The sequence below is a fragment of the Leifsonia stereocauli genome (genome assembly GCF_038432415.1).
In the GTDB taxonomy this organism is placed as follows: domain Bacteria; phylum Actinomycetota; class Actinomycetes; order Actinomycetales; family Microbacteriaceae; genus Orlajensenia; species Orlajensenia stereocauli.
This window is the reverse complement of the sequence record NZ_JBCAUN010000003.1, coordinates 208,480-225,513: the sequence shown is the minus strand read 5'-3', so window position 1 is coordinate 225,513 and position 17,034 is coordinate 208,480. Positions and strand designations below refer to the sequence as shown.

Annotated in this window: 15 protein-coding genes; 6 read left to right on the top strand and 9 right to left on the bottom strand. The window is 68.7% G+C overall.

The features are described from left to right. Positions 1-16 precede the first annotated feature (16 nt). Positions 17-739, top strand: a complete 723-nt coding sequence (locus AADV74_RS15130; protein WP_342115586.1) for a histidine phosphatase family protein — start codon at positions 17-19, stop codon at positions 737-739. 17 nt (positions 740-756) lie between these two features. Here the strand turns inward: AADV74_RS15130 and AADV74_RS15125 are convergent, their stop codons facing one another. Then, positions 757-2,004, bottom strand: a complete 1,248-nt coding sequence (locus tag AADV74_RS15125) for a low temperature requirement protein A (protein WP_342115584.1) — start codon at positions 2,002-2,004, stop codon at positions 757-759. Between the two features lie 278 nt (positions 2,005-2,282). On the opposite strand from AADV74_RS15125, the gene AADV74_RS15120 reads away from it, so the two are divergent. The 3 genes from AADV74_RS15120 to AADV74_RS15110 all read left to right on the top strand — a co-directional run bounded on the left by AADV74_RS15120 (position 2,283) and on the right by AADV74_RS15110 (position 4,709). Beyond that, positions 2,283-3,203: a DUF4397 domain-containing protein gene (locus AADV74_RS15120; RefSeq protein WP_342115582.1), complete on the top strand. Its 921-nt coding sequence runs from the start codon at positions 2,283-2,285 to the stop codon at positions 3,201-3,203. A 15-nt stretch (positions 3,204-3,218) separates the two neighbouring features. Then, the gene (locus AADV74_RS15115; protein WP_342115580.1) at positions 3,219-3,953 is read left to right on the top strand and encodes a sortase domain-containing protein; all 735 of its coding nucleotides are present in this window, start codon (positions 3,219-3,221) and stop codon (positions 3,951-3,953) included. A gap of 63 nt (positions 3,954-4,016) precedes the next feature. Further along, entirely contained in the window at positions 4,017-4,709 is a 693-nt protein-coding gene (locus AADV74_RS15110; RefSeq protein WP_135119163.1) for a FadR/GntR family transcriptional regulator, read from the top strand. A gap of 67 nt (positions 4,710-4,776) precedes the next feature. On the opposite strand, the gene AADV74_RS15105 is transcribed toward AADV74_RS15110, so the two are convergent. From AADV74_RS15105 to AADV74_RS15070, 8 genes are all read right to left on the bottom strand, one after another. Then, complete coding sequence (locus tag AADV74_RS15105) at positions 4,777-5,772, bottom strand: ABC transporter substrate-binding protein (protein WP_342115576.1); 996 nt, start codon at positions 5,770-5,772, stop codon at positions 4,777-4,779. A gap of 44 nt (positions 5,773-5,816) precedes the next feature. After that, entirely contained in the window at positions 5,817-6,875 is a 1,059-nt protein-coding gene (locus AADV74_RS15100; protein ID WP_342115573.1) for an ABC transporter permease, read from the bottom strand. Further along, positions 6,872-8,398: a sugar ABC transporter ATP-binding protein gene (locus AADV74_RS15095; protein WP_342115571.1), complete on the bottom strand. Its 1,527-nt coding sequence runs from the start codon at positions 8,396-8,398 to the stop codon at positions 6,872-6,874. Before AADV74_RS15095 ends, AADV74_RS15100 begins: the two co-directional genes overlap by 4 nt. A 136-nt stretch (positions 8,399-8,534) precedes the next feature. Continuing rightward, positions 8,535-9,497: an aldo/keto reductase gene (locus AADV74_RS15090; RefSeq protein ID WP_342115569.1), complete on the bottom strand. Its 963-nt coding sequence runs from the start codon at positions 9,495-9,497 to the stop codon at positions 8,535-8,537. Beyond that, on the bottom strand, positions 9,494-10,828 hold the full coding sequence (locus AADV74_RS15085; protein ID WP_342115567.1) for an L-fuconate dehydratase: 1,335 nt from the start codon (positions 10,826-10,828) through the stop codon (positions 9,494-9,496). The genes AADV74_RS15090 and AADV74_RS15085 overlap by 4 nt, the downstream gene beginning before the upstream one ends. A gap of 225 nt (positions 10,829-11,053) precedes the next feature. Further along, positions 11,054-12,550 (bottom strand): DUF222 domain-containing protein, encoded by a 1,497-nt coding sequence (locus tag AADV74_RS15080; RefSeq protein WP_342115565.1) that lies wholly within the window; start codon positions 12,548-12,550, stop codon positions 11,054-11,056. A 223-nt stretch (positions 12,551-12,773) separates the two neighbouring features. Beyond that, complete coding sequence (locus AADV74_RS15075) at positions 12,774-13,268, bottom strand: hypothetical protein (protein ID WP_342115563.1); 495 nt, start codon at positions 13,266-13,268, stop codon at positions 12,774-12,776. Positions 13,269-13,340: 72 nt separating this feature from the next. Then, positions 13,341-13,769, bottom strand: a complete 429-nt coding sequence (locus AADV74_RS15070) for a PGPGW domain-containing protein (protein WP_342115561.1) — start codon at positions 13,767-13,769, stop codon at positions 13,341-13,343. Between the two features lie 383 nt (positions 13,770-14,152). Here AADV74_RS15070 and AADV74_RS15065 point away from each other — a divergent pair, with 383 nt between their 5' ends. Next, complete coding sequence (locus AADV74_RS15065; protein ID WP_342115559.1) at positions 14,153-16,366, top strand: glycosyl hydrolase 53 family protein; 2,214 nt, start codon at positions 14,153-14,155, stop codon at positions 16,364-16,366. A gap of 217 nt (positions 16,367-16,583) precedes the next feature. After that, on the top strand, positions 16,584-16,928 hold the full coding sequence (locus tag AADV74_RS15060; RefSeq protein ID WP_342115556.1) for a hypothetical protein: 345 nt from the start codon (positions 16,584-16,586) through the stop codon (positions 16,926-16,928). Positions 16,929-17,034: the final 106 nt, after the last annotated feature.

The following is a 17,034-nucleotide window of genomic DNA, read 5'->3' as shown; positions in this document are numbered from 1 at the left end:
GGTCTACGCTCGCACCATGCGTCTGCTCCTCCTCCGCCACGGCCAGACATCCTCGAACGTGCTCGGCCTGCTCGACACTGATGCCCCCGGGCCCAGCCTCACCGAGCTCGGCGAGGAACAGGCCAAGGAGGTGCCGGGTGCACTCGCCGGCCACGCGCCGGGCCTGCAGCTCCCGCATGCCCGGGTTCCCGACGCGCTCTTCGTCTCCACGGTTCTCCGCACCCAGCAGACCGCCGTGCCGGTGGCCCAGCACCTCGGCCTGCGCGGCACTGTGCTGCCCGGCGTGCGGGAGGTCGAGGCCGGCGCCCTCGAGGACCGCAGTGACCCGGCATCCGTGCGCACGTACCTTGAAGCCGCCTTCTCCTGGGCCGCCGGCGACCTCGACCGGCGCATACCCGACGGACCCGACGGCCACGAGTTCTTCGCCCGCTTCGACGCCGCCATCGCCGAGGTCGTGGCCTCCGGCGCCTCCTGCGCGCTGGTCGTGAGCCACGGCATGGCCATCCGCGCCTGGGCCGGGTTGCGCGCGCAGAACATCGATGGCGACTACGCCGCTACGCACGAGCTCGACAACACGGGCCTCGTCACTCTCGACTCGGATGCCGAAGGCCGGTGGACCCTCGTCGACTGGCACGCCGAGCCCATCATGGGAGCGCACCTCGTGGACGAGTCTGCAGTCGACCCGATGAAGCGCACCATCGCCGAGCTGCCGCATCCCTCGGGCTCAGCCGTCGACTGAGAGCCATCCCCAGTCGGTCAGTCGGCGGTGGCGATCCCGGCCTCTGCAGCCGTGCCCGGTCGCGGGCGGCGCCGCACCTTGGCTCGCGGCCCGAGCACCTCCTCGAGCACGGCCAGCAGCACCGACACCACGACGAGGATCGGTAGGGCCACCAGCGCGATCTGCTCGGCGATCACCGGCACCAGCACGAGTGCCAGTACCGCCGCGCCGAAGCGCAGCAGCGACCACTGGCCCGACACGCGCGCCCAGATGAAGCCCGTGGTCGCGAGGTACAGCGACAGGCCGCCGCCCAACGCCCAGGCCGCGAAGTAGCCGATGGCCTCGGGGGACTCGACGTCGTGCATCGACTGCTCCACACCGAGCGCGACGATGATGATGCCTGCGACGACGAACGGATGCAGGTAGGTGTACACGTCTGTGGCGGCATCCACCCTGTCGCGCCCCTCGCGTTGCTGCAGTGCATGCTCGACGCCACCGGAGAGATGGTGGAAGTAGTTCCACCACATGGCCACGGCGAGGGTGATGGCGAACAGGGAGCCGATGATGATCGGCACGCTGATGGCGAGCTCAGCGACCCCGACGCCCGTCGCCACGACGGACTCTCCGAGCGCCAGGATGACGATGAGCCCGTGCCGCTCCGAGAAGTGGGCCATGGAGTAGATGCGCCAGTCGCCGCCGTGCGAGGTGACGAAGATGATCACCCCTTGCAGCAGCGCCGTGCCGAGCCAGATCCACGCCTGCCACGGACCGCCGACGAGCGCGCCCACCGTGGTCAGCGCTAGCACAGGCACGATGGTGATGCCGACGCTGCGGAGGATCTGACGCCGGAGCGCGGCATCCGCTCCCGCGGCGATCCAGTAGACGACGGCGTGCACGATGCTCACCAGCGTGATGCAGACCACGAACACCATCGGTGCGAACAGGCCACCCTCGAGATCGTCGAAGCTCTCGGGGATCACGAGTGACACGATGAACATGATGGCTATCGCGAGCATGATTCCCACACGAACGATGCCACGGTCGGCATGCGCCTGATTGGTGAGCCAGGCGAACGAGGTCCACGACCACCAGATGAGGGCGAGCACGGCGAGCCCCTGGAGCACACTCTCGGCGCTGTGCCCATGCGCCATCAGCTGCGTCACCTGGGTGAAGGCGAACACGTAGACGAGGTCGAAGAAGAGCTCCAGCGTGGTGACCCTGTCACCCTCGCGGGAGGTCTCGGCCGTGAGGAGTTGGCCCGTGACCATCGCCCGGAAACCCGTCATGGCGGCAGCCTAGGCGCGGCGCCGCTTCGGCGTCCAGAGTTCGATCCCAGGCCACCGATGCCGGATTCCGACAGCTGAGGGAGACGGCGCAAACCGATCGGGCGACGCCTCCGAATCACCTTACGACCGCAGACGCCTGCCCTTCTTCGCCCGCGGCCCGCTGAAGCTCCATCTCAGTGCTGCGTCAGGTGGCCCGAACCACCTGCCGCACGGCACCACTCGAGTACGGCACGACCCGCTCGCTCCACCACTCAGCGTTGACCAAGGAGAAGCTCCTCATGAGAAGGACGACCCGAAGGACCCCGGCGCGACGCCTGCTGATCGCAGGCGCGGCCGCCCTCACAGCAACCGCTCTCGCAAGCCTCGCCCTCGGCGCCGCTCCAGCGCTGGCTGCCACCCGCACGGCCGTCGCCGACGCCGGCTGGGTGCGCGTCGGACACCTCTCGCCAGACACTTCCGCGGTCGACGTGCGACTCACTCCGGCATCCGGCGGCGGCGCGGCAGCGCTCGAGCTCGACGATGTGACCTACGGCCAGATGTCGCCGTACGCCGCCCTGCCCGCCGGCGACTACGAGCTCACGATGGTGCCGGCCGGCGCGCCAGCCGACACCACGCCCGTCATCGCGGCCGAGGTCACGATCTCGGCCGGCGAGGCCGGCACCGTGGCGGCCTACGGCCTGAACGACGACCTGCAGACGATGGCACTGGGCGACGACCTCACCAGCCCAGCATCCGGGGAGGCCCGCATCCGTGTCGTCTCGGCATCGATCCAGGTGGATTCGGTGGACGTCGCCACGACCACCGGCGTGGCCATCGCCACCGGCGCAGCATCGGGCACGGCCACCGACTACGCGAGCGTTCCGTACGGACCTTGGGACCTCGTCGTCACCACGCCCGCCGCAGCCAGCTATGACGCCTCGGTCACTGTGGATCCCGGCACCGTCAGCACGCTGTTCGTCCTCGACAACGCCTCGGGCGGACTCACCATCGTGCCCGTGCTCGACAGCTCGGCCGCTGGCGACGCCCCCGACGGATCGCTCGACACCGGCGGAGGAGCCCTGCGCGACGCCGGCGGCGCGGGGGCGTTCGGCGCCGCCGACGCCGACGACGCCACCAGCACCACGGCGACCGACCCCCTCACCCTCATCGCGGGCTTCCTCGCCGGCCTCGCGCAGGCCGCCGCGGCCGCGCTGCGCTGACCCGACGCTGCGATCATGACCGACCCGACCCCACTCCTCCGTCCACGACGTCGCCGGCAACACCGACGCCGACGCCGCCTGCTGGTGACGGCCGTCATCGCCGCGTCGACCCTGGCCGTCGGCGGCATCGCGACAGTCTGGATCGCAACGACACGGCTGGCGCCGGATGCCGCGCCCGCCGCGGTCTCCTCTCCGCTACCGGCGACTCCCGAACTGAGCACCGCCGCCGATGCCTCGGGCTCTGCATCGGCCGGTCGCATCCAGGACCCCGTCGCCGCCACCTCGCCGGCCGACCAGAGCGGGGTCACCGTCCAGAGGGTGCAGATCCCGGCAATCGACGTCGACGCCGCCGTCGAGCTGATCGATCGCGACGACACCGGCATCCTGCAGCCTCCGACCGAGTGGGCTGATGCCGGCTGGTACAGCGCCGGCGTGCTCCCTGGATCGGTCGGACCGGCCGTGATCGCCGGGCACCTCGACACCACCGAGCGGGCCGCCGTCTTCGCCCGGCTCAAGGAGCTGACGGCGGGCGACACCATCGTCGTCACGCTCTCCGACGGCAGGCAGGCCACCTTCGCCGTCGATTCAGCGCTCGACACGTCGAAGGTCGCCTTCCCGACCGACGAGGTCTACGGCCCGACGCCCGATGCGCAGCTGCGACTCATCACCTGCAACGGCCCCTACGACGATGCTGCGCTGTCGTACGCCAACAACTTCGTGGTGTTCGCATCGCTGGTGCCGCCCGGATAGAACAGGGAAAAGAGGCCCTGTGAGAGATCGGATGTCTTCACGGTCGCACGCTACGATCGGGGCATGGCGGTCACCGACGAAGCGATCCTGAAGATCAAAGAGATGATCATTGCGGGTTCTCTCGCCCCAGGTGACAGGCTCCCGCCCGAGAAGGAGCTCAGCGAGAGCCTCGGTCTCTCCAGGTCATCTCTCCGTGAGGCCGTGAAGGCCCTCGAGGTCATCAGGGTTCTCGACGTGCGGCGCGGCGACGGCACCTACGTCACCAGCCTCGAGCCGCGACTGCTGCTCGAGGCGATGTCGTTCGTCGTCGACCTGCACGACGACCACTCCGTGCTCGAGATCTTCGCTGTTCGTCGCATCCTCGAGCCTGCAGCCTCATCGCTGGCCGCCCGCAACGCGACCGAACCCGACCTCGAGAAGCTGCGCGAGGTCGTGGCCAGCGTGGATCAGGCGGCGGATGTCGCCGGCCTCGTCGAGCACGACCTCGAGTTCCACCGCGGCATCGCCGAGGCGGCAGGCAACGCCTACCTTGCGAGCCTCATCGACTCGCTGTCCTCGCACACCGTGCGTGCACGCATCTGGCGCGGCATCACGCAGGAGAACGCTGTCGGCCGCACCCTGCAGGAGCACCACGCCATCCTCGATGCGATCGCGGCGGGTGACGGCGACCTGGCCTCGGCCCTCACCGTCGTGCACGTCTCGGGTGTCGAGCAGTGGCTGCGGAGTGCGCTCGGGCCCGAGGCGCCGAGGCTCTAGAGGCGTCGACACCACGAGGAAGAGGCGCCGACTCTCGTCGACGCCTCTCCCGTTCCCCTCGTGCGCCCTACTCGTACAGAACGGCGGCGATCTTCTCGTCGTCGATGTTGTCCTTGTCGTACCAGTAGTAACCGGTGTCGATCGACTTCGGCAGATCCTTGCCGTCGATCGCCTCGACGGCGGCCTTCACGGTCTCGTAGCCGATGCCGACGGGGTTCTGAGTGATCGCACCGAGCATCTGGCCGTCACGAATGGCGTCCATCTGCGCCTTGCCCGAGTCGAAGCCGACCACCACGAGCTTCGTGGGGTCGATGCCGAGCTCCTTGACTGCCTGCACCACGCCGATGGCCGAGCCCTCGTTCGAGCCGTACAGGCCCTTGAGGTCGGGGTTCGCCGCGATGATGGCCTTCGCGAGGTCGGCCGACTTCGCCTGATCGCCGCCGCCGTACTGGATGTCGACGATCTCGATGTTCGGTTCGTTCTTCTCCATGTAGTCGACGAAGCCGTCGCGACGCTCCTGACCCGTCACCGAGGTCTGGTCGTGCACGACGAGAGCGACCTTGCCCTCGTTGCCGATCGCGTCGGCCATGTGCTTGGCGGCCTCAGCCGCGGCAGCGGTGTTGTCCGTCGCCGCCGTCGTGACAGGGATGTCGCTGTCGACGCCGGAGTCGAACGCGATCACCGGGATGTTGGAGTCCTTCGCCTGCTGCAGCAGCGGGCCGGCGGCCTGGCTGTCGAGGGCCGCGAATCCGATCGCGGCCGGACTCTTGTCGAGCGCCGTCTGCAGCATCTGGATCTGCTGGTCGACATCGGCCTCGGTGTCGGGTCCCTCGAAGGTCAGCTCGACGCCGAACTCGTCGGCAGCCTGCTCGGCCCCCGACTTCACTGCCTGCCAGAACTGGTGCTGGAAGCCCTTGGAGACGAGCGCGACGTACGGCTTGTCGCCGTCGCCACCACCGCTGCCGCCCGAGCTGTCTCCGCCACCGTCGCTGGCGCATCCGGAGAGGATGAGCGCTGCCGCCGCGAGGCCGACGACGGCCCCCATCGCGCGCTTTGTGAACATGGTCACTCCTTTGTGTTGTTGGTTCGCTGTGTGTTACGGATGTCTCAGTCCCGGCGCCGCCGCAGCATGTCGAGGTAGACGGCCACCAGGATGACGATGCCGACCGCGACCGACTGCCACTCCTGGGGGACTGAGATGATGCGGAGGCCGTTGGTGAGAACGGCCATGATGAGGGCGCCGATGACGGTGCCGATGATGGATCCCTTGCCACCCTGCAGCGAGGTTCCGCCGATCACGACGGCCGCGATGGCCTCGAGCTCGAGGCCCATGCCGCCCGTCGGCTGGGCCGACGAGAGACGTGAGGCGCTGAGCACTCCCGCGAGGCCGACGAACAGGCCGGCGAGGGTGTAGATGATGATCTTCCAGCGGCGCACGTTGACGCCGGAGAGGGCCGTGGCCGCCTCGTTCGAGCCGATCGAGAAGGTGTAGCGACCGATGATGGTGCGCGACAGCAGGATGGCCGCGACGACGATCATCACGATGAAGATGGCCACGCCGAGGGGAAAGCGCACGCCGGGGATGATCGACAGGTTCATGATCTGCTGGAACTCGGGGGTGTCGTTGAAGTAGATGGGCTTGGTGCCCGAGATCACGAGCGACAGGCCGGCGGCGATGAGCATCATGCCGAGCGTCGCGATGAACGGCGGGATGCCGAGGACCGAAACGTTCACGCCGTTGATCAGGCCGATGATGCCGCCGAACACGATGGTCGCGAGCACGCCGGCCCACAGGGGCCAGCCCCAGTAGGTGAGGAAGACGCCGGCCATCACGCCGCAGAGCACCATCACCGTACCGATCGAGAGGTCGATGCCGCCGGTGATGATCACGAACGTCGTTCCGAGCGCCAGGATGCCGGTGACTGTCGCGGCAGTCAGGATCGAGATCAGATTGTTGGCCGTGAAGAAGTGCGTGCTGGCGACCGAGAAGAAGATGACGATCACGATGAGGCTGGCGGCGGCGAGGACCTGCTGCAGGGATCCGCGCACCCAGGCGAAGCGCGGCTTGCCGGCGTCGATCGCCGCGTAGGCGGAGGTCGACGGCGTCTGCGCATCGGCGTTCGGTCGCCCGCTCGGGTTCGCTGTCGGTGTCGTTGTGGGGCTCATGCGATCGTTCCTTCGGCGCTGAAGCGGGTGGCGTAGTCCATGACGGCCTCGGGAGAGGCGTCGGCGTTGTCGAGCACTGCGGTGAGGCGGCCCTCGGCCATGATGGCGATGCGGTTGGACAGCCGCAGCACCTCGGGAAGCTCGGAGGAGATCATGATGATCGCCTTGCCCTGATCGGCGAGCTGACGCAGCAGCGCGTAGATCTCCTCCTTCGCCCCGACGTCGATGCCGCGCGTCGGTTCGTCGAAGATGAGCACGTCGCAGTCCTTCGCCAGCCATTTGGCGATGACGACCTTCTGCTGGTTGCCGCCCGAGAGGTTGCGCACGAGCTGCGCCGTCGACGGCGTCTTGATGCGCAGCTTCGAGACGTACTCCTTGCCCGTCGCCTCGATGCGCCTGTTGTTCACGAAGCCGAGACCGCTCACGTAGTCGCGGAGGGAGGCCAGCACGATGTTCTCGCGCACGCTGCGCTCGAGCAGCACGCCCAGTTGCTTGCGGTCCTCGGAGAGGTAGCCGATGCCCAGCCGTGCGGCATCCGCCGGATTCTGGATGTCGACCTGCGTGCCGCGCATCGTGATGACGCCGCCGTCCCGTCGGTCTGCGCCGACGATGGCGCGCGCCACCTCGGTGCGTCCGGCGCCCATGAGTCCGGCGAACCCGAGGATCTCGCCGGCGTGCACCTCGAAGCTCACGTCGCGCAGCAGCCGCTTGGTCGAGAGTCCCTGCACAGCGAGCACCGGGGCGTCGGATGCCGCCACAGGGCCCGGCCGCTGCTCGGACCGCAGTTCGCGGCCGACCATGAGCGAGATGACCTGCTTCTGGTCGGCGGATGCCGTCTCGAGCGTGTCGATGTAGCGGCCGTCGCGCAGCACCGAGATGCGATCGGAGATGCGCGCGAGCTCCTCCATGCGGTGCGAGATGTAGATGACGCCGGTGTCCGGCGAGCGGAAGCGGCGGATGAGGTCGAACAGCACGTCGACCTCGGCGTCGTTCAGGGCGGCCGTCGGCTCGTCCATGATGAGCACCTTGGCGTCGAAGGAGAGCGCCTTGGCGATCTCCACCATCTGCTGACGGGCGACGGTGAGCCGTTCGACGGGCTCGTCGGGGTCGAGCGCGAGGCCGAGACGGTCGAAGAGCTCCTGCGCCCGGGCGTTGAGGGCGCGCTCGTCGAGGAACAGGCCGGCCGAGCGCTTCTCGCGCCCGATGAAGATGTTCTGCGCGACGGTGAGGTCGGGCATGAGGTTGAACTCCTGGTGGATGATGCTGATGCCCTGCTCCTGCGCGTGACGCGGGCCGTCGATCACCAGCTCCTGGCCGTTCATGCGGAAGACGCCGGCGTCGGGGGTGTAGATGCCGGCGAGCAGCTTCATGAGAGTCGACTTGCCGGCTCCGTTCTCGCCGACGAGGGCGAGCACCTCGCCGTGACGCAGATCGAGTCGCACGTCGTCCAGGGCGAGCACTCCCGGGAAGCCCTTGCTGACACCCTCGAGCTCGAGAAGTGGTGGCGTCTGTACCGCGCTCACTGGGGGCCTCTCTTCCTTGAGATGGGTGTGCTCGAGTGTACTACTCGTCGGATGTCTGTGGCCGATTCTGAGGCCATTCCGAGATCTGTGATGCGGAATGCCCCCAGAGGTCGGATCTGGACTCCACTACGCGCGCTCACGGGGCGAACCCCTCGTCGCGCAGCGCGTCCCACAACGCATCGGGCACGGCGGCCTTCGCTCGCGCCACGTTCTCGCGCACGGCATCCGCTCGCGCCGAGCCCACCACGACGGTGCGGACCGCCGGATGCCGCAGCGGATACTGCATCGCGGCCACCGGCAGCGGCACCCCGTGCTCCCGGCAGATCGCCGCGATCCGTCGCGCCCGCTCCAGCACCGCGTCGCCGACTGGGGCGTAGTCGTAGTGCGCGCTGGCGTGCGGCTCGTCGGTCGCGAGCAGTCCGGAGTTGTAGGGAGCCGCGGCCACGACGCCGACGCCCCGTTCCAGACAGAGCGGCAGCAGCTCGGTCAGCGCCGGCTGCTCGAGCAGGGTGTACCGGCCGGCGATCATGACCAGGTCGATGTCGCCTTCGCGCACGGCACGCGCTGCAGCATCCGCGTCGTTCATGCCGATGCCGATCGCGCCGACGATGCCCTCGTCGCGCAGCCGCTGCAGGGCGGGAAGGCCCTCGGCGAGTCCGCGGTCGAGGTCGTAGACGTCCGGGTCGTGCAGGTAGGCGATGTCGATGCTGTCGAGGCCGAGTCGCTCGAGGGAGTCCTCGATGCTGCGCCGGATGCCGGCCTCACTCGGATCGAACCGCCGCACGAGCTCGTTCGGCACGGCGTAGGCATCAGCGAGGTCGTCGCCGCCATCGAACGCCGGGTTCGGCTCGAGCACCCGTCCCACCTTCGTGGAGATGGTGAACTCGCTGCGCGGCTTGTCGCGGAGGGCCGCACCGAGTCGCTTCTCCGACAACCCGAGTCCGTAGTGCGGAGCCGTGTCGTAGTAACGGATGCCGCTCTCCCACGCCGCCGCGACAGTGGCTGCGGCATCCGCATCGCTCACGGCCCGGTAGAGGTTGCCGAGGGGCGCGCCGCCGAACCCGACGGGGCCGAGGCGCCGCGCCGAGGTGACGCTCATATCGTGGCCGCCGCGGCAGCCGTGGCAGCCGTGGCCGCGACCGCCGCCGAAGTGCCCTGCCACGTGTACTCGTCGATCGACGCCGGCAGCATCTCGGTGCCGGCTCCCGGGGCCGACGGCACCAGGTAGCGCCCGCGCTCCATCACCGTCGGCGTCACGAAGTGCTCGTGCAGGTGGTCGACGAACTCGATCATGCGGCCGTCCATGTCGGCCGACACCGCGACGTAGTCGAACATCGAGAGGTGCTGCACGGCCTCGCAGAGTCCAACGCCGCCGGCGTGCGGGCACACCGGAACACCGAACTTCGCTGCGAGCAGCAGGTTCGCGATGTTCTCGTTCACGCCGCCCACGCGGGTCGCGTCGATCTGCATCACCTGCATGCCCTCGGCCTGCAGAAGCTGCTTGAAGACGATGCGGTTCTGCACGTGCTCGCCCGTCGCCACCCGCACCGGGGCGACGCCGCGGGCGATGGCAGCGTGGCCGAGGATGTCATCCGGACTCGTCGGCTCCTCGATCCAGGCCAGGTTGAAGCTGGATAGCTCGTTCACCCAGGCGATGGCGTCAGCCACGTCCCAGCGCTGGTTCGAGTCGATGGCGATTGGGAAGTCGGGTCCGACCGCTTCCCGCGCGATGCCGAGGCGACGGATGTCGTCCTGGAGGTTCGCGCCGACCTTGAGCTTGATCTGCGGGAAGCCGTCGGCCACGGCCTCTCGGCACAGGCGGTCGAGCTTCTCGTCCGAGTAGCCGAGCCAGCCCGGCGTGGTCGTGTAGGCGGGGTAGCCGGCCTCGACCAGGTGAGCGATGCGCTCCTGGCGAGTGGGTTCGGCTGCCCGCAGGATCTCGAGCGCCTGCTCCGGCGTGAGTGCATCGCTCAGGTAGCGGAAGTCCACGACCGAGACGAGCTCTTCGGGGCTGAGGGTCGAGAGGTGCAGCCAGAGCGGCTGGCCGGCGCGCTTTGCCCGAAGGTCCCAGAGGGCGTTGACGATCGCGCCGATCGCCATGTGCATCACGCCCTTCTCCGGGCCGAGCCAGCGCAGCTGCGAGTCGTGCATGAGCAGGCGGGACGCCGCCCCCATATCGGCGAGCAGATCCTCGACGTCGCGGCCCACCAGGTGACCACGCAGCGTGTCGAGTGCCGCCACCTGCACGTCGTTGCCGCGGCCGATCGTGAACACGAACGCGTGCCCCTCGAGTCCGTCCTCGGCATCGGTGCGGATCGCCACGTAGGCGGCCGAGTAGTCGGGGTCGGGATTCATCGCATCCGAACCGTCGAGTTCAAGGGAGGTGGGGAAGCGGATGTCCCGGGTGTCAACGCTGACGATGGTGCTCATGATGTCCTTTCGAGGGCGATGCCGAGCCTAGACATCTGATGTCTACGCTGTCAAGCGCTTCGGTTCCGTCGCTTTGGTCACCGGATGCCGCTCTCCCAGCTTCAGAGTTCCGATGTTCGGCGCGCCCCACCGCTCACTGAGGGCCGAGCGCAGCGACCGCCCGAAGCGACTCTCCTCGAGGCGCTTCGACCGCGGACTTCGTCCGGGCCTCAGCGAGCGGGAAGGTCACGCCGCTCGTTCATCAGCCCCACCCGCGTCGTTCTCGCCCGCACCGGGAACCATCGGCCGCAAGAGCAGTCGCCGCAGATTGTTGCCCGGCCGCGGTCGTTGAGCCGGATCGATGTGCACCGGTGGCGTGAACCAGGTGCGGTTCTCGACCACCCGGATGGCCCATCCTTCGCGGTGCAGCAGATGGTGATGGTACGAGCAGAGCAGAACCCCGTTCGCGATGTCGGTGCTGCCGTGGTGTCGGTCCCACCAGCGGATGTGGTGCGCGTCGCAGAACTGCGGTGGGCGGGTGCAGTCGGGGAACGCGCATCCGCCGTCCCGTTCGGCGAGGGCGATCTTCTGGGATCTCGAGAACAACCGCTGCGATCGACCCAGATCCAACGGGACGGAGTCGCCGCCCAGCACCAACGGGATGATGCCGGCGGATGCCGCCAGGCAGCGGGCGGTCGCGGCAGAGATCGGCTGGGCGATGCCATCGATCGTGGCCACACCGACACTGTCGGGATCGGCGAGGTCGTCCACGTCCATCCGCACCACGACAGCAGTCGTCGCATCGATCGTGGTCTCCTCGCACCCGATCACGTGCCGGGCGATATCCGCGAGGGCGTCAGCGCGCATCTGCGCCAGCGTGCGCTGCTCGACCAGCACCGGATCGGCACACGTGCATGCCTCAGTGGGTGTCCCGTCGGGACAACTGCACGGGTGGGACGGTCCGAACGCGTCACGCGCTCTACGCAGCTCGGCCGATACCAGCGCGTTGATCGCTCCGACGATGGCGGCGCCCTCAACAGGCGCGAAGTGGCCGCGCAGCACCACGGCGCCGGACTTCTCCTCCACGATCGACAACGACCTCCCCGCCCGCAACTCGTCCTCCCGCGGCTGGACACCGTCAGCATCCAGTCGACCCTCGGCGTACTTCACCGCCACCGACAACCCGCCCAGACTGAGCTCAGCCGCCGCGACTGTGAGTGTCTCCTCCGTCTCGATCAGCCTCTGCGGGTCGGCGCGGAGCGCGACCTTGTCGAGCATGCGGGTGATCATCGCCGCCGCAGCCACACTGATGCATCCACCCGCCACCGCGGCTTCCACGAACGGATGCTTCGACGGCATCCGTTCACCCGTGAACGACTCCCGCCCCGCGGTCGCCTCCCCCACCGTGATCAACGCAGTCGCATCCCCCACGGACGCACCCGCACTCGCCGCCAACAACGCAGCCGGTGAAGAGAACCCCTGCACCTTCGCCAACCCCTCGGCACCCAGCTCGGGCCGCGACCGGCGAGCGACTTCGCCGGCGACGAGCACCTGCAACGCCCCCACCGCCCGCGCCAACGCCGACAACGCATCAACCACACGCACCAGCCCGGCGTCGCTCATCGACCGCACCGCAGCAGCAGCAGCATCCGCCCCCGGAATCAACACCGCAGGCAGCGCGCCCCTCCACGCCATGCGCAACGCCGCGAGGCTGTTGCGCAGGAGCCGGAAGTGGTTCTTCATGACACCATTCTGGCGCGACCCACTGACATTCCCTCGACTTCTTCTTCGAACGTGGATAACCCGATACCGCCCATTGTGGGGAACAAAGGTACGATCACCAACCTCACTCGGGCGCACCACCACCTCGACCGCTGCCAGGTGCTCGGCGCCACCTCAGAACAGCAGCAACCGGTGCTGCAGCAACAATCGGTGCAACATCGGCAGTAGCACTGGCCGCCGCACCTCAGGAGTCGCGCTTCGCCTGCCGCTTGGCACCCTGGGCTGCGCTCGACGCATCGCGCTTCACACCGCCGCTCGTCTTCTGATGCTCGCGCGCTCGGCCCTCCGACCCGACGCCGCCGGTGTGCGAGGTCTGGCTCTGCGGTCCGGCCCATCGGCCCTCGCGTGCCCGTGCCAGCCGCTCGTCCTTGAGGGTCTCCGCCTCCTCGTGGGCGACGCGTGCCAGCTCGGCGCTGATCCGCGCGAGCGCCTCCTCGAAGACGGATGCCCGAAGCCGCGCCTTGTCCGATGTCGGTGCCGCCGCCCCTCGCCCCCCGGCCTCCTCGACCCTGCTCGCGGCATCGCGCCGATAGCGCTTCACATGCTTGTTGCGCGCCCGCCGCACTCGTTTGTGGAGGGCGAGCAGGCCGTCCTCGTCGAGCTCGGCGAGCCGCTCGGGCTCGAGTTCACGGATGAGGTCGAGCTCGTCGTCTTTGAGAACCCACAGACTGTCTTCCATAGTCCTCATAGTGGCACTCGACTCGAGCGGGCGAAAGGTCGGGCGGGCGTCCAGACGACAGCCGATCAGGCGTCAGCTCTTCTGCTGCACCCACACCTCGGGTTCGGGAGTGCGCCCGGCAGAGGCATCCTTCGCCGCCCGCCGTCGATCGCGCGCGTGCCTGGCCACGTCGACGCCCTTCTTCACGACCTCGTTCGCCTTCGAGCTGACCGCCTTGGCTCCGTCGAACTCCGTCGACAGGATGCCCAGCCCGCCGAGAACGACGAGCGCGCCCGGACCGGGAAGCGGGATCATCACGATACCGAGTGCGAGAGTGCCTCCGCCGACGACACCCACGCCGGCGCGATAGGCCTTGTCGACCGTCGGATTGCGGCGGATCGTCTCTCGGGTTCCGTGCGCAGCGCTGCGCGTGGCCCGACCAAGGGCTGCGCCCACGCGGCGGGTCGTGGTCGGCCGCGTCGGCTCGGCGCCCTGCGGCTCCTGCTGGAAGGTGTGACTCATGGGCACAGCCTACGAGCGATGGCTGGATTTCGGCCCACAGTTCGGAGCTCTCGGTCACCCCCGTCCCGCGCTGGCGCTTCGCACCGCTGCTTCGCCAGCCCCAGTCCCACCAGGCGCCCGTCGCTGTGAGCGCTCCGAGGAAACCCTGCCAAGTTTCGCAACGCACTCCTCAGTACACCCCTGTTCACAGCACAATCCGTGTGATAGAACTGGGAGCGCACACAGTCACTCGTGCACTTCCATCAGCCAACCGCATCCGCTCGTCGCATGACCGGGCGAACGGATGCACCCCCGCAGCGCCGCGGATCCACCGCCTCCGTCCAGGAGGCGTCCCGCTCGGGCTGTACGACTCGAGAGGAACGTCGAACGTGAGAACGTCGAACGTGAGGACACGAAGCAGCCGGAGCCGACGGCGCACGAGCGGGCGCTTCGCGCTCGGCGCGCTGGCCGCCACACTGGCCGCAGCCATCGCGATCCCGGCCGGAGCAGCCACCGCAGCATCCGCCGCAGACGCGCCAGACACGGCGAACGCCGACGGCCCCGTCGAAGCCGGCATCTTCGTGAACAAGGTGGAGAACCTCTCCCCCGACTTCGTCAACGGCGTCGACGTGTCGAGCGTCCTCTCCGAAGAAGCCAGCGGCGTCGTCTATCGCGACGCCGACGGCAACCCGCAGGACATCCTCGAGACCCTCCACGACAGTGGCGTCAACACCGTGCGCGTGCGTGTCTGGAACGATCCGTACGACGCCGACGGCAACGGCTACGGCGGCGGAACCGTCGACGTTCCCCGTGCCGTCGAGATCGGCGAGCGCGCCACGGCCGCCGGCATGAGCGTGCTCGTCGACTTCCACTACTCCGACTTCTGGGCCGACCCCGGACGCCAGCTGGCTCCGAAGGCCTGGCAGGGCCTGAGCCCGGCCGACACGGTAACAGCCCTCCACGACTTCACCGCCGACGCACTCGAGGCCTTCAAGGCAGCGGACGTCGACGTCAGCATGGTGCAGATCGGCAACGAGACGAACAACGCCATCGCCGGCTACACCCGCGCGGGCACGGCCATCGACCAGCAGTTCGCGGCTCTCCTCCAAGCAGGCGCGACCGCGACCCGGGAGACACTTCCCGACGCCCTCGTCGCCGTGCACTTCACCAACCCCGAGACCGCTGGACGCTACGCCACCTACGCTGCCGGCCTGAAGCAGTTCGGGGTCGACTACGACGTCTTCGCCAGCTCCTACTACGCCTACTGGCACGGTACCCCGGCGAACCTCACGGCCGTGCTCAGCCAGATCGCCACCACCTACGGCAAGAAGGTGATGGTGGCCGAGACCTCGTGGGCGCACACCCTCGACGACGGTGACGGATTCGGCAACTCCATCGGAGCGGGCACCATCACCGACGCCTACCCGGCCAGCGTTCAGGGCCAGGCCACCCAACTCCGCGACGTCATCGCGGCCGTGGCCGCCGTCGGCAGCGCCGGCATCGGCGTCTTCTACTGGGAGCCCGCGTGGATTCCGGTCGGCCCGCCGAGCGCGCTCGACGCCAACAAGGTGCTCTGGGAGCGTGACGGATCCGGCTGGGCCACGAGCTTCGCCAAGGGCTACGACCCCGTGAACGTAGGCGACTTCCACGGCGGATCCTCGTGGGACAACCAGGCGCTCTTCGCCTTCGATGGCACCGCGCTCGAGTCTCTCCGCACCTTCGAGTACGTGCGCACCGGAGCCGCAGCCCCGCGCGAGATCGTGTCCGTCGAGAAGGTCGCGATCTCGGTGACGGATGGCGCCCCTCTCGTACTCCCCGCAACGATCACCGTCACCTACAACGACAGCACCACCGAACACCCGACAGTCGCCTGGAGCAAGGCCGCGAGCTACATCCGTGGTCCCGGCACGTACGCGATCCCGGGCACGACCTCGACGGGCATCGGCGTCACCGCATCCGTCACCGTGCTCGCGAAGAACTTCGTGAAGAACCACGGCTTCGAGGACGCCGACACGAGCGCCTGGACCTTCACCGGCCCGGCCGCCCGCACCCAGACGGCAGACGGCTCCGAGGGTGACTTCGCCGTCACCTTCTGGAACGGCACCGCCTACACGACCTCGGCGACGCAGAAGCTCACGGGCGTTCCGGCCGGCACCTACACGCTGCAGGCGACGACGCAGGGGACGAACTCTCCGGCGACGGATGTGCGAACGCTCTCGGCGGCGACGTCAGCGGGCACGTGGAGCGCTCCGCTCGAGTTCACGGCGTGGAACGAGTTGCACACCGCGACGCTGCCGGCAGTCGTCGTCGGTACCGATGGTGCAGTCACCATCGCCGCGAACTTCTCGCTCTCGGCCGGAGCGTGGGGAGTCCTCGACGACGTGCGCCTCGTGAAGGTGGAGCCGGCGAGCACGGTCGACAAGCGCCCGATCAAGGCACTGCTCGCCGTGGCCGCCGCAGTGAAGCCCGCGAAGTTCACGCCGGCCTCCATCGCCAACCTCAACGAGGCGATCGCGATCGGAACCGTCGTGATGACGTCCCCGAAGGCGACGAAGACCGACGTCATCAAGAGCTCGCTCCTGGTGACTGCCGCCCTGCTGAAGCTCAAGCGGATCTAGCCGCTCGCTGAGGGCAGCCCCGCTCGCTGAGGCCCGGACGACTCGCGCTGAGAACCGAACGAAGTTCGCGTTCGAAGTGTGTCCGCGGCCGAAGCGCGCTGGGCGGGGCTCGGCCGGGCACGACCTCGGCGGATCGAGCCGATGCACCCGTGTCAGATCATTTCGCCCCCGCACCCTGCATCTACCGGTCGAGTACGAACGCGCGTACCGTCGTGCCATGAGCAACCTCATCGAGAGACTGGCTGAATCCGTGCCCGGCTGGGGTGCGAAATTGGCGTACGGCGACAAGACCACGCTCGACGGCCACGAGATCCTCCCCGTCGCCGTCGTCGTGTTCGGCTTCGGCGGCGGCGAGGGGTCTGGCGACCTGCCGGATGCCGACAAAAGGGGCGAAGGGAGCGGAGGTGGCGGAGGCGGCTACGCGCTGCCGATCGGCGCCTACGTCGGCGGACCTGACGGGCCGACGTTCCGCCCGAACCCGATCGCACTGATCGCCGTCGCGATTCCCCTGGTCTCAGCACTCGGGTTGGCGCTGGCTCGCCTCAGCCGCAGCTCCGGCTGAGGCCCCAGGCGGCAGCCCTGCGGAAGACAGGGCACCTGCGCGGGGCATCGGTATGGAGCGCCACGCCATTTCGTGGGCGCGTGCGCCTCATAGGGTGGCGCGCTAC

What these genes read in the sequence shown, in the direction of transcription:
- AADV74_RS15100 (WP_342115573.1), bottom strand. Translation starts at nt 6,875, where the DNA reads ATGAGCCCCACAACGACACCGACAGCGAACCCGAGCGGGCGACCGAAC.
- AADV74_RS15130 (WP_342115586.1), top strand. Translation starts at nt 17, where the DNA reads ATGCGTCTGCTCCTCCTCCGCCACGGCCAGACATCCTCGAACGTGCTC.
- AADV74_RS15125 (WP_342115584.1), bottom strand. Translation starts at nt 2,004, where the DNA reads ATGACGGGTTTCCGGGCGATGGTCACGGGCCAACTCCTCACGGCCGAG.
- AADV74_RS15060 (WP_342115556.1), top strand. Translation starts at nt 16,584, where the DNA reads ATGAGCAACCTCATCGAGAGACTGGCTGAATCCGTGCCCGGCTGGGGT.
- AADV74_RS15075 (WP_342115563.1), bottom strand. Translation starts at nt 13,268, where the DNA reads ATGGAAGACAGTCTGTGGGTTCTCAAAGACGACGAGCTCGACCTCATC.
- AADV74_RS15090 (WP_342115569.1), bottom strand. Translation starts at nt 9,497, where the DNA reads ATGAGCGTCACCTCGGCGCGGCGCCTCGGCCCCGTCGGGTTCGGCGGC.
- AADV74_RS15070 (WP_342115561.1), bottom strand. Translation starts at nt 13,769, where the DNA reads ATGAGTCACACCTTCCAGCAGGAGCCGCAGGGCGCCGAGCCGACGCGG.
- AADV74_RS15080 (WP_342115565.1), bottom strand. Translation starts at nt 12,550, where the DNA reads ATGAAGAACCACTTCCGGCTCCTGCGCAACAGCCTCGCGGCGTTGCGC.
- AADV74_RS15120 (WP_342115582.1), top strand. Translation starts at nt 2,283, where the DNA reads ATGAGAAGGACGACCCGAAGGACCCCGGCGCGACGCCTGCTGATCGCA.
- AADV74_RS15110 (WP_135119163.1), top strand. Translation starts at nt 4,017, where the DNA reads ATGGCGGTCACCGACGAAGCGATCCTGAAGATCAAAGAGATGATCATT.
- AADV74_RS15105 (WP_342115576.1), bottom strand. Translation starts at nt 5,772, where the DNA reads ATGTTCACAAAGCGCGCGATGGGGGCCGTCGTCGGCCTCGCGGCGGCA.
- AADV74_RS15115 (WP_342115580.1), top strand. Translation starts at nt 3,219, where the DNA reads ATGACCGACCCGACCCCACTCCTCCGTCCACGACGTCGCCGGCAACAC.
- AADV74_RS15085 (WP_342115567.1), bottom strand. Translation starts at nt 10,828, where the DNA reads ATGAGCACCATCGTCAGCGTTGACACCCGGGACATCCGCTTCCCCACC.